The following is a 14,534-nucleotide window of genomic DNA, read 5'->3' as shown; positions in this document are numbered from 1 at the left end:
TTTAAACACACCTACCGTACTCCCCTATGACTTGGTGAGATTCTGGGCACCATCCCCCAGCTCAAATACCAGCCTAGCCAACTCTGGATGAGCGCTAAGCTGTGGGTCTGCCGCGACCAATGCCGCCGCCGCAGCTTTCGCGGCAGTAATAACTTCCGCATCATTAACCAAGGAAAGCACTTTCAGTCGGGAGCGGCGACCCGACTGGTTCTGTCCCAGCACGTCACCCTCTCGCCGGATAGTCAAGTCGGCTTCAGCCAGCGCAAATCCATCCCGGCTCGCCGCAAAAGCGCACAAACGTGCCAGAGCCGGAGACAGTGTCCCCGCCCCCGATAGTGCCATCATTTCCGGCAGATTGCCCGAAACGGGTGGGAAATCCAGGGGGGCAATAGCGAGGCAAACGCCAGGTCGAGAACCGCGACCAATCCGCCCTCGTAGCTGATGTAGCTGCGAAATCCCGTAGCGGTCTGCATCCAAGATGATCATCATGGAGGCTTCGGGCACATCCATGCCGACTTCCACAACCGTGGTGGACACCAACAGTGGGGTGCGACCCGCGGCAAAGTCTGACACTGCCTGTTGTTTGGCGGCAGAATCCAGGTTGGAATGCGCCACCCCGATAGGAATATCCCTGAATATAGGCAGGGTGGCCAGTCGCGCCGCGGTCTGGGTGACGGTGTGCAGAATCCGGTCGGGCTCCAGTGCCTCGAGTTCACCGAACCCTGCTAAATCATCACCCCAACTGGTTTGCACCGCAGGTTTCCGAGTTTTTCGGTCACCTTGCGGCGGATGCCGAGAATCACTGGAGGAAACAGGGTTCTGTCCCGTGGCATCCGGCGCAATCTTGGGGCAGAGCACATAAACACGTCCCCCCTGTTTGATTTCTTCCGCGGCTCGGCTCCAGGCACGTGTGACCCACCGTACATTTGCCTCATTGACCAGGAACGTCTGAACCTCCGCACGCCCCGCGGGCAGCTGGCGCAATACGGAAACATCCAGGTCCCCAAACACGGTCATGGCGACGGTTCGCGGTATCGGGGTAGCGGTCATCGTCAAGAAATGCGGCGCTCTCTCCCCTCTCGTCAGCAGGGCGCCACGTTGTTCCACCCCAAAACGGTGCTGTTCGTCAACTACAACCAAGGCCAGTCGGGATAACTGCAGCGACTCAGTCAGCAGGGCCTGAGTTCCCACCACCAGCATCGGCTCACCGGCCGCACCCCGGTCTGCAATTTCTCGTTTCTCCGGGGCGGGTGTTGACCCGGTCAGTAAACGCAGTGGGACATTATCCGTGCCGGGCTGTTCCCCGGAAAGACCCCCCAGAGGGTCAGCCAGGTCCCCTAACAGCCGATTCAAGGTCTGAAAATGCTGGTGGGCAAGAACTTCGGTGGGCGCCATGAAAGCCGCCTGAAAACCGTTTTGTACCGCGGCGAGACATGCCAAAGCCGACACTACGGTCTTGCCCGACCCGACTTCCCCCTGCAACAGTCGATTCATCGGAACTTCGCGGGCAATATCCCCGGAGATTTCTTCCCAAACCTGGCGTTGCCCCGCAGTGAGCTGGAAAGGCAACCCCGCCACGGCTTGTGCGACCAAGTCACCAGGTTCCCCGTCTGAGTCCGTACTCGACTCGAAAACATCCTGCGAAACCGGCAAGGACCATGCCGGATGGGATTGAATCTGATTACGGGCTTTCGCCAGAGCTGCCCCCAGCGTGAAAGCCTCGCGGAAACGCAGATAGTCCAGCGCCGCTTGGTATTGAGCATCAGTCTCCGGGTGGTGCAAACCGAGCAAAGCTGTATAGGCATCAGGGAGGTTCCTCTCCCGGCGCAGCGAGTCGGGAATAGCTTCGGGAATCTCCGCAGGGTTTACCATCAGCAGCTGCGCGTCGATAATTTTCCCAATCTTCCACGAGGGTAGACCCGCGGTGGCGTGATATAGCGGCTGGGGTTGGGTCGAAAGTGTTTTCACGATCTCCGGGTCATAATCGGCAAGCACCCGATATTCCGGATGAGCCAAGAAGGCTTCACTGGCAAGGCTGTCTGGTTTCCCCGAAAGCCGCCCGGCAAAAACCGCTAACGTTCCCTTTTCCAGGCGATTTGCATGCAGATTTAAGGCGTTGGGATGTTTCGCAAAGAAACGCACGGTCAGGCGGTTAGCTCTCTGACCCCACAAGTCCGGACGGGCACCTCCCTCGTTGCGCGCATCGGTTTCCAGTTGGTCCTGCAGGGTTACCGTGAGCATGGCTTTGTCGTGACGACGAGTCCAGCCCAAGTGCGAGTCCATGACCACCGCAAAAACGGTGACATCCGTTCCGGGAATCAGCGAGTCAAAATTTGTCAGTTCCCCCCACCTATAAGTCCGTCGTGGCGGATACCAGAGCAGGTCACCCAAGGTTAGCACTCCTAGGTGAGCGAATTTGGAGACGACAGACTTCGCCTTAATTATCCGCTCGAGAGGGGTCTGCAAGTTCACCATGATTTCACCCTATCAGGGAGCCTCGCACCGAAAATTCGAAAGTTTTGAGAAATGGAAGACCGTCACAGTCAGACCGGGGTCAGGCTTCAAAATCTGACCCCGATGTAGGTGGAGCCAGGCTGTCCTCCGTAGTAGGCAACCAGTTCGATATCGGCATAGTTCGCCAAAGCAAGCTGCAAATTCATCCGGTCCGTACTGACGTTTCCAGAACTGATTACTGCGTGGAGTTCCCGGTTTGGTCCCAGATCATTGACCAGATCCCGGATTTGGGTATCTAGGTCATGGTGGGACAAAGGCTCAACACGGATGCCGGCTTTCAAATCCCGGCAAGCAGTTTCCAGATCGCGCAATTGCTCCAGATTCCTGCCACGAAATTGCTTCCCCTGCAGAGATTGCACCAGCCACGCAGCACTCAGTTCGTCTTCGGTATCGGCCACCATCACGGGAGAATCCGATAACTCGGCATCATCCAGAGAATCACGCATCGTCAGAGCCATTTTTCGCGTTTCGGGGTCAGCAGGAATGATTAGAGCAGCGCGACCTTTCGGGAGAGAACGCCACGCCCAGCAAATCTGTTCGGAATTTTCCGTCCCCAAAAGGACCGTGGCTCCCGCCCTCGCGTAGGTCTCTACCAGTGCCGGAGCGGCGCTGAGAACCAGCAGACCGGGGGTCACCAACGGAGCCTGACGGGCAGCAAAGTCAGACAGCACCACCACATTGTCAAAATCAGCAGTGAGTCGAGTCAGGGGATCTTCATCGCCTTCGAAAGCCTCGGGGTTCCTTCCGAGATGGTGAATCAACACCGCCCCGTGCGGATATGGCAGGGCTGCCAGCGGTGATGGAGTGTGTACGTGAGCCACGAAACGACCCGCTCCAATTCCATCCAGAACCTTACATATCAGCACTTCGGAACTGGCTGCTCGCAGACTTTCCCGCAGTTTTCCGGTGGGCATGTCCAGGGCTTCAAAATGGAAAGTAGCGCCAAATTCGCCGCCCGGCACCGTGTGACGCAGACTTTCCGCAACGCTACGCGATCGATTAGCCCAATCACTCAGCATGGCTTGTACCGTGGAAACATTGGTGGGAACGTCCCCTTCAGCCGTTGCCGCCAAGTCTGCCAAAGAGGCAAAAATCAAACACGCACCTGCCAGACCAGCATCCCCCACCCCACCGTGGGCATCAGCAGAATCAATAGTGGCCTCCTGCGCACAAACCAAAGCCGTGTCCACGACTTGAGACAACGTCAATAATTCCAGCTCCGATAGCTGTTCTGAAACGGTAGTAATCAATCGGGACAACCCAAATTCCCAAGTATCTGACCCGCTGACTTCCCGAAACGCCCTGTCCATAGCGTCGACGGACATCAGCAAATCAGCAGGACGCACCACCGGTGCATCCCCCCAAGCTTCAGCACAGGCCGCAAAACCGGAAGCGAGAAAAATTCCGACCGAACCGTGGGGAAATTTCGCCACTTCGCGACTCACCGCAGCCATAAATTCGGCAGGAAGCAGCGGAAGGGGCAAGGTTTGAGTCGCCCGTGTCGCCACCGCCCAAGAGTTCGCCAGATTGGTCCCGGTATTAAAGTTTGGCACCGGAAAAGTGTTGAGATCATCCAACAATTCCCGCGCCTGGTTCAGGACCGCCCCCGTGCGCACGCACCACTCACGCAGGTCATTAGTCTCTAGCTTTTGTCGCGCGGTATCCAAACTGTTCCCCTCTGTTTTCTTTCCAAGTTACCCGCTATCGACCAATTTTTCCGATTCCCATTCCGGTTTCTGCCCGCTTCGCGCCGTGACCAACATATTGGTCCCACTGCCGCTACCCGAAACGACAATGGGACCAATCGGACTCGGGAACTGTCCTCACCACGCATTCAACGCGAAGGCAAACCTCTTTCCTCGTCACCCCAAACCTTGCCAGTGTAGTGGGGACTCATGAGGGACTCTACACTGAGCACTTCGTCAAGTTCCGTAGCGCTCATCAGACCTTTCTCGATTACCAGTTCTTTGACGGATTTGCCTGTCTTGGCAGCTTCCTTACCAATCAAATCACCATTATGGTGACCGATAATGTCATTGAGGTAGGTGACAATACCGATGGAATTGTGTACGTAAGCCTCGCAGACTTCGGGATTCGCGGTGATACCGTCAATGCACTTGGTGCGCAAGGTGTCGATAGCGTTGGTCAGCAGCTCAATAGATTCGAACATGCATTGAGCGGCAGCTGGTTCCATCACGTTTAGCTGCAGCTGCCCCGCAGCGGCAGCATGGGTGAGGGCAACATCGTTGCCCATAACTTTAAAACAGACTTGATCGACAACCTCGGGAATGACCGGGTTGACTTTGGCAGGCATAATCGAGGAACCCGGCTGCATCTCGGGAAGATTAATTTCGTGCAGACCACAGCGGGGACCCGACGAAAGCAGCCGCAAATCATCACAAATTTTTGACAGTTTGGATGCCAACCGCTTCAGCACCGCATGGACTGCCAGGTAAGCACCGTTATCCGAAGTGGCCTCTAACAGGTTCGTCGCCGGAACAATGTCGTAACCGGTCACCTCCGCCAGCTTTTGGCACGCGACTTGTGGATAACCCTCCGGGGTGTTCACGCCGGTGCCGATAGCGGTCGCGCCCAGGTTCATTTCCAGCAGTAAATCTCCCGCCACTGACAAACGTGTCAGTTCCTCGGTCATGTTGACCGAAAAACCATTGAATTCTTGCCCCAACGTCATCGGAACAGCGTCCTGGAGCTGGGTGCGCCCCATTTTCAGGATGTCTTTAAACTCCTCGCCTTTACGTGCAAAAGCCTCGGACAGTTCCCGCACCGCCCGCTCGACCCCACGCAGCAAGGTAAACACCGCCACCCGAAACCCGGTGGGATAGGCATCATTGGTAGATTGGCTCTTGTTCACATGGTCATTGGGATTAATGATGTCGTAGCGACCTTTTTCATAGCCCAACAGTTCCAGCGCCAAGTTTGCCACAACTTCGTTCGTGTTCATGTTCACCGAGGTGCCCGCCCCACCCTGGAACACGTCCACCGGGAACTGATCCATCGCGCGACCTTTCACCAGCACTTCATCGCAGCCAGCCACAATGGCACGGGCAATGTCATGAGGCAGTACGTGCAGTTCCTCGTTCGCTAACGCCACAGCCTTTTTGACCTGGACCATGGCGCGTACGAATTCGGGAACATCTTGAATCTTCTTGCCCGAGATATGGAAATTCTCGATTGCCCGCAAGGTTTGTACTCCATAGTATGCGTCCTCAGGAATTTCTCGTTTCCCGAGCAAGTCCTCTTCGATACGCCCAGTCATCATCGCTCCTATCTGTTTTCTCGGATAAAGGATTTGTACGCGCGATTTACCAGGACTGCATTGTCCTGACAGTCTCATTCTAGTCTGCGAGTTCAACGCCGTGTTTGGAACTACCGTAGTCTTGGAGTCGTGCGACAACACGCCTCCAAAGTGGGATACGATTTGAAAATCAGCGGGTTTTGCCTTATCATAGTGAGGTTGCTCGTTTAGAGCTGCGGGTTCAACCCCGTGAATGGCTTTGAAAAATTACAGGAAATCAGAGGTAAGAACATGGCTGCGGTATGCGATGTATGTGGAAAAGGTCCCGGTTTCGGGATGAGCGTGTCTCACTCTCACCGGCGCAACAAGCGTCGTTTCAACCCGAACATTCAGCGGGTTCGCGCCATCGTCGAGGGCACTCCCCGTCATTTGAACGTGTGCACCAAGTGCATTAAGTCCAATCGAGTGGTGCGTAATACGGGTCGCTAACCCCAATTCACTTCTTGAATGCCGCGTCAGGGTCCGCCCTTGGCGCGGTATTTGTTTTCAGCAAATGCAGCAGTCTCTTCCCGCCACGAACGTGTGATTCGGGTTTTGGCGTTAATTTAGACTCACCCCGGCACCGCTATGGTTTGACCTGACCGGGATGGGACACTGTTAGGATGGGTATATGGCAACAACTCATTTGCAAGGTAATCCCGTAAACACTGTTGGTTCACTGCCCGCGGTGGGTTCTCCCGCCCCGGATTTCGTGACCGTCAAACAGGACTTGTCCGAAGTGAAATTGTCTGATTTACGTGGCAAGACTGTGCTTCTCAATATTTTCCCCTCTATCGATACGGGGGTTTGCGCGGCTTCTGTACGTCGTTTCAACGCCGAAACCGCCCAGCTCGAGGGAGTGGAAGTCATCTGTGTTTCGCGTGACCTTCCTTTCGCCCTAGGTCGGTTTTGCGCTGCAGAAGGGATTGATCACGTCACCACGACTTCAGCCTTCCGTTCCAGTTTTGGTGAAGATTACGGCGTGCAGATAGCTGACTCCCCTATGGCAGGCTTATTCGCACGGTCTATCGTGATTGTTGATCCGAACGGTGTGGTGAAATACACGCAGCTGGTCGACGAAATCACCACGGATCCTAACTTTGAAGATGCGCTAAAAGCACTGAACTAGGCTCCCCCGTTTACGTGCCGAATCCGCAGCGACCGGGAAAACCACCGGCTACATCCGTTGCGCAACCGCACTCATCCACAAGCACAAGGTCGCTGCGGACGTCACGTTTAGGGACTCGGCACGCCCAAACATGGGAATGGACACCAGCACGTCGCACCAGGACTCCTCAGTTGCGTCCAGTCCGTGTGCCTCGTTACCCATGACCCAGGCGACTTTCTTGTTGCTCCAAGTCCCGGCAGTAACGGGAGTCAGCATGACGTCTCCGGATAGGGACGTGCCCACGATGGTCCATCCCTCGGATCGCAGAGCCTTCACCACCGCTGCCAAATCCTGGAACCGCGGGGTGGGAACATGGAACACACTGCCCACCGAGGCACGGATTACTTTCGGGCTGGTCGCGTCTGCGCAATCCTGCCCCATAAACACTGTCGATGCCCCACAAGCATCAGCCAGCCGAATCAGCGTCCCCACGTTACCGGGGTCTTGGGTGGCAGGCAAAATCAAAGCCAAACTTCCCTCGGGAGAGCCTGTCACAGACGGAAAAGCCTCGAAACGCGCCACTGCAATCCACCCTTGTGCAGCGTCACTCAGAGCCTTCTCAACTTGCGGGGAAACAGTATGTATATGCAGTCCCCCAGCGGATACCGTGGACTGCGCGAATTCCAGCAGTTCCGGACGAGTCGCAGCACCCGCCTCAGTCACATATAAATCTGTGACTGCCCCCTGGGGCGCACAGTGCAGCAGCTCAGTGACTGCTTGGGGACCTTCCACCCGGGTCAGTCCCGAACGCAGGCGCGCGGAACGCCGCGAAAGCCCCGCCACCTTCCGGATGCGATCGCTTCCGGGGTTGTCGAGAATTTCGCGGCGTTCTACCATAGAGTTTTGCTCGATAAACGCTGGGCTTAGGCAGCCGCGGGAGCGTTTACATCTTTGGGCAGGGCAGCTTGAGCTGCCTTAACCAATTCATTGAAAGCAGCAATGTCGCTCACTGCCAGTTCTGCCAGCATCCGACGATCGACTTCGATACCAGCCAGACGCAGACCCTGCATGAAGCGGTTGTAGGTCATACCCTGGGCGCGGCAAGCCGCATTGATGCGGGTAATCCACAAGCGACGGAAGTCGCCTTTGCGGACCTTGCGGTCCCGGTAGTTATACACAAAACTGTGGGTGACCTGTTCCTTAGCCTTGCGGTACAGGCGGGAACGCTGACCGCGGTAGCCCTCGGCCCGTTCCAGAGTGGTGCGGCGTTTCTTGTGAGCGTTTACTGCGCGCTTGACACGTGCCATGATTTATCTCCTTTTTCCTTTACTTACCCAACAGCTTCTTCATACGTTTCACGTCAGCCGGAGCCACGACCTGATCCTGGCTTAGGCGACGGGTGCGCCGAGACGACTTATGTTCCAGCAGGTGACGCTTATTAGTCTGTTCACGCATCAGTTTGCCGGAGCCAGTAACACGAATCCGCTTTTTAGTCCCAGAATGGGTTTTATTCTTTGGCATATTATTTCTCCTCTTTCTTAAGCGGGGCCTTCTTGGTGGCCGGTTTATCGGTTTTGCCCGCGGTTGTCTTGGGGGCAGATTTTTTGGTAGTACTAGTCGTTTTCCGGGCAGGAGTCTTGGCACTGCTCTCAGCAGGGGCATCGCTCGCCTTTGCAGTTTTAGCAGCGGTCTTTGTCGCAGTCTTGGCGGCTGTCTTCCGTGCCGGGGCTTTCCGCGTTGCCGGTTTTTCGCCAACCTCCGGGCTTTGGGCAGCCGCTGGACTCTGTGCAGCAGGTTTTTCCGCTGCCGCCGAAGTTTCTGGGTCCGCAGAGCTGGCAGGTTTCTTTCGGGCTGGCGCTTTCGCCGGCTTTACATCAGCAGGCTCTGTAGCTTTAGGAGCCGCGGCGCTCAGGTTGCTCGAACCGAGTTGGTCAAATGTCAACGGCTTCAAAACCGGGGCGTTTGCCTGTTGTGCCACCCGCTGCTGATTCCGTAACGCCCGTTCCGCCTTAGCGTCACGCTTCGCTTGACGTTCGTCCTCACGGCGCTTGCGCTGCTGGCTCATGGCGTCAGTCTTTTTCTTAACCGGACCAATCACCATAGTCATAGAACGACCGTCTTGACGGGGGGCAGACTCGACAACACCATCATCCGCGATGTCCTCAGCCAAGCGTTCTAAAAGTTTGATTCCCATTTCCGGGCGGCTCTGTTCCCGTCCCCGGAACTTAATCATGATTTTGACTTTGTCTCCGCCGTTGAGGAAGCGCAGAATGTGACCCTTTTTCACTTCGTAGTCGTGACTGTCAATCTTAAGTCCCAGGCGAATTTCTTTCAGTTGGGTACTGGCTTGATTCCGGCGCTGATCACGAGCCTTTTGCGCGGCTTCGTACTTGTATTTGCCGTAATCCATCAGTTTGCAAACTGGCGGATGCGCATCGGGAGCGACTTCCACCAGGTCCAGACCGGCGTCATCAGCTAAAGAGACGGCCTTCATGGTGGCCACCACTCCGATTTGTTCGCCGTTGACACCAACCAGGCGCACTTCGGGCACCCGAATTTGGTCATTAATCCTTACGTCAGTAATGAGGACTCCTTGCTTGTAACCACGCCGCGAACCAAAGCACACGCAAAGTTACCCCGCAACCGTGGCATAGAAAGCACAGCCGAGCGCTTTAGACCGTAACCCAAGACGTGCGTCCCTCAGGAAAACTACACCGGGTGGAGGTGGGAAAACTTTCCGCTTACTTCGGCATACAGCCGAACAGAGTTGATTCTAGCGCATCCACGAGGTTTTCGCACATTTCGGTTTTGCGCACCTAGACAAGATTCAATCCACAGCAAAGGAACTTCCGATTCGAATTTTACCAGATTCAAGCCAGGGGGACGCTGCCGCATCAACGACCCCCTGTATAGCAAAAGACCGAACGCCTGTGCTAAACCTTGAATCCACTCATGTGACATTCGAGTTCATCGGCGAAGGCTCGCAAATCCGAAGTCGCCTCTAAAAGGTGCTCCACCGATTCTGAGATGCCTTGTCCACCCTGAGCCACCGCGGTAATCATGCTGTTTATTTCGTCAGCAATCGAAGCCGCGTTTGCTGTAGAACGGCTCATTTCGTTCGTAGTAGCAGTTTGTTCTTCCACCGCGGAGGCAATAGTAGTTTGGAAATCAGAGATTTGAGAGACAATTTGAGATATTTCTTCGATAGCTTCCACCGCGCCGGTAGTATCGTTTTGAATTTGCTCAATACGGGTGGAAATTTCCTCCGTGGCCCTACCGGTCTCAGCAGCGAGGTCCTTGACTTCACCGGCCACAACTGCGAAGCCTTTCCCAGCATCGCCAGCGCGCGCCGCCTCAATCGTGGCATTCAAAGCTAACAGGTTGGTCTGCTCCGCAATTTTAGTAATGGTTTTTACGACTTCACCGATTTCCTGTGAAGATTCCCCCAGTTTTGCTACGACCTTGTTCGTACGCTCGGCAACCTGTGTGGCATTACGAGCAACCGACGCCGCCTCTGTAGCGTTAGAAGAAATCTCGCGAATAGACGCACCCATCTGTTCCGAACCGGCTGCAATGGTGGACACATTAGAAAAGACATGCTCTGAGCTACTATCGACTTTTGCAATCAGACTATTGGCCTGGGACGCGCTGCTCGCAACTTCGTCCAGAGTGTTGGTAACGTGCTGTGAGGACTCTTTTACCTTGGCGGAAACATTGTAAGTATCGGCAATCAGTCCTCTTAAGCTTTCGGTGGCCAAGTTCATATTACAAGCCATGTCGCCAGCCTCATCGTTGCTATTAATGTCCATGTGTACGGTCAGGTTACCGCCAGCTAAAGCCTCCAGTCCCTGATTAACTTGGCGAATGGGATTAACGATACGTCGAGTCATATTTACACTCAACAGTATTGCAATGACTATGCTGACTAGAGCGACCCCTCCCACCTCGATGAACATAGTAGTTTGAGCACGAGCAGCGTCCGCTTTTGCCGTGGAGACTCGCTTATCAATTTCTACGCCAACCTGGGTGAGCTGTTCTTCCATAGCGTTAATGAGTCCGAGGTTGTCCTGCGGTCCTTTTTTAAAAGTCTCGAGACCATAATCCCAAAAATCCGCAGCGTAGTTCGGACCGTCCTGGACAGCATATGCCATAGGAACCAACTGATTGGCGCGCAGAGTCTTCCACTTCTGGTAAGTCTCAACGAATTTCGGGAAGGTGGGAAGGTACTTTGATTCCGGGGATTCACTGATTTCCTGGATGGATTCTTCGATAATGGCATCGTGTTTATCGACTCGTTCCTTATCGCCATCTTTATCTTTAGGCTTCAGCTCCAGTGCTACCCAGTCACTCATCATGCGTACATAAACTTCAGCATGCCAAATTTTTTGAATGGGTTCCTTTAGCGCCGAAGCTTTCATAGTCTCGGCGGTGGCAGCATTCACAGAGCGTAAGCCAATCACCCCAACCACGGCAATCAGCGCCATAGCCAGCACCATTACCAGGGTAATCAAAGCCAGCTTCATGGCGATAGTAAAACGTTTCGCCGAACCAGAGATACTCTTTGCCATTGTTCCTCCTTGATAAATGGACTTTTTGCCGTCATACGGCGAGAATCTAAACATTCTTTAGCCATATTTTCCAAAAAGTGTACAGCAATACGGTCTGTTTGGTTTAGAGTTCAGACGCATATTTTTCGTTTATTCAACTCTCACAATTTTGATTATCCTGAATAAGTGTGCCATCAGCCATTTCACCCACGACATTAAGTAATGACAATTGGTTGTTAAGGGCAATTATGAGACCGACAGAGTCGGCTTTGTCAGACGTAATCAAAGCTTCCGCTTAGAATCCCCCAAAATACCGGAAATACCTCCTAAAATTACAAACAAGGTAACGACCTATGGAAACGAGGCTGACCAATGATTCCTAGCTTAAAGGTTCTGGATGCAAGCCCGACAGGGGTATTCCCGCTAATCAGCGCAAAACCAGGCGACGGACCCGGCGGCGGGGAGGCAAACCTAGTGCTTCCCGATTTGTCCCTCGCTAACGTTCACGGCATAGCCGGTACCAGCTTGCTAAGCTTTGGCATGATAGTGTGCCTGGCAGGTCTGGCATTTGGAATCGTGACGTTTTTTAAACTCCGCAGCCTACCAGTGCATCAATCCATGCTAGAAGTAGCGGAACTCATTTACTCCACCTGCAAAGCCTACCTGGTGAAGCAAGGCAAATTCCTGTTGCTGCTGTGGGCTTTCATCACGGTAATCATTCTCATTTACTACAAGGTACTGGTGGGATTTAGCTGGGGTAAAGTCGGAATTGTGGTGTTGTTCAGCCTGTTGGGGATGGGCGGATCGTTTGCCGTTGCCTGGTTTGGCATTCGGGTCAACACTTTTGCTAACGCCCGGGCGGCTTTTGCCTCGCTGCGCGGCAAGCCCTACCCTGTCCACCAGATTCCGCTGCAGGCTGGCATGTCCATCGGGACCGTGCTGATTTCCCTCGAACTGTTCATGATGCTGGTTATTCTGGTGTTTCTGCCCGCTGACGTGGCTGGTTCGTGCTTCATCGGTTTCGCTATCGGAGAGTCCCTGGGAGCGTCCGCCCTGCGTATCGCCGGGGGTATCTTTACCAAGATTGCCGATATTGGCGCGGACCTCATGAAGATTGTGTTCAAAATTGACGAGGACGACCCGCGTAACCCTGGGGTTATCGCAGACTGCACCGGGGACAATGCCGGAGATTCGGTGGGACCTTCCGCTGACGGCTTTGAAACTTACGGAGTCACCGGTGTAGCCCTGGTAACTTACGTCATCCTGGCAGTCCCCGACACTTCCATTCAGGCGCTGTTGCTGGTGTGGATTTTTACGGTGCGCGCGGCAATGATTCTGGGTGCGGCACTGGCGTACGCCCTCAATGCCCTGTGGGTCAAAGGGCGTTACGGAGACGCGAAACGCATGAACTTTGAGACCCCCTTGACGACACTGGTCTGGCTGACTTCGATGCTATGCATCGTATTGATTTTCCTGGTGACTTTCTTTGTACTGGGTGAGCAAGGCAGCCACCTGTGGCTGAAACTGGCGACCATCATTACCTGCGGGACCCTCGCGGGGGCATTGATTCCTGAACTTGTGAAAGTATTTACCTCCACCAAAGCGCGTTTCGTGCGGGAAACGGTGAAATCTTCTCGTGAGGGCGGTGCCTCGCTAAACATTTTGTCCGGCATGGTTTCCGGCAATATGTCCGGGTACTGGCTGGGGATGACGATAGTGGGTTTGATGGGAATTGCCTTCCTGATTTCCCTGCTGATACCGCAATCCCTGATGGCAGCTCCGGCAGTGTTCGCTTTTGGACTGGTAGCTTTTGGTTTCTTGGGGATGGGTCCGGTAACCATCGCCGTGGACTCTTACGGTCCTGTCACTGACAATGCCCAATCTGTCTATGAACTCTCGCGTATCGAATCGGTCGAGAACATCGAAGCCGAGCTGATGGCAGAGTTCACTATTAAACCCGCATGGGACACCGCGAAACTCATGCTGGAGGACAACGATGGGGCGGGCAACACGTTTAAAGCCACGGCAAAGCCGGTTCTCATCGGCACCGCCGTAGTGGGCGCCACCACCATGATTTTCTCTATCATCATGACCCTCACGAATCGTTTGCAGGACACACAAGCCGTGGGCAATCTCTCCCTGCTGCACGCTCCGTTCCTGCTGGGGTTGATTACCGGAGGTGCCGTCATTTACTGGTTCTCCGGGGCCTCTATCCAGGCGGTAACGACCGGGGCAAACCGCGCCGTGGCGTTTATCAAAGATAATATCCACCTTGATGCCAGCAGCGAACGGGCCTCCGAAAAGGACAGCCGCGCGGTGGTAGAAATTTGTACACAGTACGCTCAGCAGGGGATGCTGCTTATCTTCCTGGCAGTGTTCTTTGCCACGCTGTCTTTCGCCTTTGCCGAGCCGTTCTTTTTCATCGGCTACCTGATTTCTATCGCTATTTTTGGTTTGTACCAAGCCATATTTATGGCTAATGCCGGCGGGGCTTGGGACAACGCGAAAAAGGTCGTGGAAGTCGATTTGCATATGAAGGGCACCGAACTGCACGATGCGACTATCGTCGGTGATACGGTCGGCGATCCGTTCAAGGACACGTCCTCGGTAGCTCTCAACCCGATTATCAAATTCACCACCCTGTTTGGTCTGTTGGCAGTGGAATTGGCAGTGAGTCTGACGAACCAGGGTCAGGCACGGCTGGTGCATATCCTAGCTGGGGTCTTTTTTGTGGCTTCAGCCTACTTTGTGTGGTGCAGTTTCTATCAGATGCGTATCCGCGGGGCCTCTCGGGACGCTATGCATGATCATGAACCTCCGGTTGACACTGAGTTGAACGGGATTCCCAGTGTTAAGAATCGGGTCGCCCGTTCCTCATTCAAGGCGATTCCTCGCCCTGGAGGCATTGAAGCCCCCATCGACGCGGCCGCGCTGGACGAAATCCTCGAGGCATCACCGTCAGACACCGACCTTCTGAAACACGTTCCCGACCTCGAATTAACGGCAGAGCCATCGCAAAGCGATTCCCCGCAGCCATCCGACCGGACTGCGGAACAGAAAGGGGAATAAC

The 14,534-nt window shown here is 54.6% G+C and carries 11 protein-coding genes; 3 read left to right on the top strand and 8 right to left on the bottom strand.

The window, feature by feature from the left end; translation table 11 throughout:
- Nucleotides 1-24: 24 nt before the first annotated feature.
- The 3 genes from HMPREF0576_RS02530 to aspA form a co-directional block, all read right to left on the bottom strand.
- Entirely contained in the window at nt 25-2,475 is a 2,451-nt protein-coding gene (locus tag HMPREF0576_RS02530; RefSeq protein WP_004010578.1) for an ATP-dependent DNA helicase RecG, read from the bottom strand.
- 86 nt (nt 2,476-2,561) lie between these two features.
- A complete protein-coding gene (locus HMPREF0576_RS02525) occupies nt 2,562-4,181 on the bottom strand; it encodes a hypothetical protein (protein ID WP_004010577.1) in 1,620 nt (539 codons plus the stop codon).
- Between the two features lie 167 nt (nt 4,182-4,348).
- Nucleotides 4,349-5,794, bottom strand: a complete 1,446-nt coding sequence (aspA, locus tag HMPREF0576_RS02520) for an aspartate ammonia-lyase (protein WP_004010576.1) — start codon at nt 5,792-5,794, stop codon at nt 4,349-4,351.
- A 267-nt stretch (nt 5,795-6,061) separates the two neighbouring features.
- Here aspA and rpmB point away from each other — a divergent pair, with 267 nt between their 5' ends.
- Nucleotides 6,062-6,259, top strand: coding sequence for a 50S ribosomal protein L28 (rpmB, locus tag HMPREF0576_RS02515; RefSeq protein ID WP_036324183.1), 198 nt, complete (start codon nt 6,062-6,064; stop codon nt 6,257-6,259).
- Nucleotides 6,260-6,440: 181 nt separating this feature from the next.
- Nucleotides 6,441-6,938, top strand: a complete 498-nt coding sequence (gene tpx / locus HMPREF0576_RS02510) for a thiol peroxidase (RefSeq protein WP_004010575.1) — start codon at nt 6,441-6,443, stop codon at nt 6,936-6,938.
- 48 nt (nt 6,939-6,986) lie between these two features.
- Here the strand turns inward: tpx and HMPREF0576_RS02505 are convergent, their stop codons facing one another.
- The 5 genes from HMPREF0576_RS02505 to HMPREF0576_RS02485 form a co-directional block, all read right to left on the bottom strand.
- Nucleotides 6,987-7,814 carry a TrmH family RNA methyltransferase gene (locus tag HMPREF0576_RS02505; protein ID WP_004010574.1) on the bottom strand — a complete coding sequence of 276 codons (828 nt, stop codon included), beginning with the start codon at nt 7,812-7,814 and terminating at the stop codon, nt 6,987-6,989.
- A 26-nt stretch (nt 7,815-7,840) separates the two neighbouring features.
- Nucleotides 7,841-8,224, bottom strand: coding sequence for a 50S ribosomal protein L20 (gene rplT, locus HMPREF0576_RS02500; protein ID WP_004006657.1), 384 nt, complete (start codon nt 8,222-8,224; stop codon nt 7,841-7,843).
- Nucleotides 8,225-8,243: 19 nt separating this feature from the next.
- On the bottom strand, nt 8,244-8,438 hold the full coding sequence (gene rpmI / locus HMPREF0576_RS02495) for a 50S ribosomal protein L35 (protein WP_004006656.1): 195 nt from the start codon (nt 8,436-8,438) through the stop codon (nt 8,244-8,246).
- A gap of 1 nt (nt 8,439) precedes the next feature.
- Nucleotides 8,440-9,543 carry a translation initiation factor IF-3 gene (gene infC / locus HMPREF0576_RS02490; RefSeq protein WP_004006655.1) on the bottom strand — a complete coding sequence of 368 codons (1,104 nt, stop codon included), beginning with the start codon at nt 9,541-9,543 and terminating at the stop codon, nt 8,440-8,442.
- A gap of 307 nt (nt 9,544-9,850) precedes the next feature.
- Nucleotides 9,851-11,485, bottom strand: coding sequence for a methyl-accepting chemotaxis protein (locus HMPREF0576_RS02485; protein ID WP_036324490.1), 1,635 nt, complete (start codon nt 11,483-11,485; stop codon nt 9,851-9,853).
- A gap of 351 nt (nt 11,486-11,836) precedes the next feature.
- Between HMPREF0576_RS02485 and HMPREF0576_RS02480 the strand changes: the two genes are divergently transcribed.
- Nucleotides 11,837-14,533, top strand: coding sequence for a sodium-translocating pyrophosphatase (locus HMPREF0576_RS02480; protein WP_004010572.1), 2,697 nt, complete (start codon nt 11,837-11,839; stop codon nt 14,531-14,533).
- The last annotated feature ends 1 nt before the right edge of the window (nt 14,534 follow it).

It is taken from the genome of Mobiluncus holmesii ATCC 35242 (assembly GCF_000185445.1).
GTDB classification, from domain to species: domain Bacteria; phylum Actinomycetota; class Actinomycetes; order Actinomycetales; family Actinomycetaceae; genus Mobiluncus; species Mobiluncus curtisii.
Note: the sequence above shows the minus strand (reverse complement) of the source record. Positions and strands in the feature narration are given on the sequence as shown.

Bases quoted from the DNA above. Each gene is read 5' to 3' on its own strand.
- rplT (WP_004006657.1), bottom strand. From the start codon at position 8,224: ATGGCACGTGTCAAGCGCGCAGTAAACGCTCACAAGAAACGCCGCACC.
- rpmI (WP_004006656.1), bottom strand. From the start codon at position 8,438: ATGCCAAAGAATAAAACCCATTCTGGGACTAAAAAGCGGATTCGTGTT.
- tpx (WP_004010575.1), top strand. From the start codon at position 6,441: ATGGCAACAACTCATTTGCAAGGTAATCCCGTAAACACTGTTGGTTCA.
- HMPREF0576_RS02480 (WP_004010572.1), top strand. From the start codon at position 11,837: ATGATTCCTAGCTTAAAGGTTCTGGATGCAAGCCCGACAGGGGTATTC.
- rpmB (WP_036324183.1), top strand. From the start codon at position 6,062: ATGGCTGCGGTATGCGATGTATGTGGAAAAGGTCCCGGTTTCGGGATG.
- aspA (WP_004010576.1), bottom strand. From the start codon at position 5,794: ATGATGACTGGGCGTATCGAAGAGGACTTGCTCGGGAAACGAGAAATT.
- HMPREF0576_RS02485 (WP_036324490.1), bottom strand. From the start codon at position 11,485: ATGGCAAAGAGTATCTCTGGTTCGGCGAAACGTTTTACTATCGCCATG.
- HMPREF0576_RS02530 (WP_004010578.1), bottom strand. From the start codon at position 2,475: ATGGTGAACTTGCAGACCCCTCTCGAGCGGATAATTAAGGCGAAGTCT.
- HMPREF0576_RS02505 (WP_004010574.1), bottom strand. From the start codon at position 7,814: ATGGTAGAACGCCGCGAAATTCTCGACAACCCCGGAAGCGATCGCATC.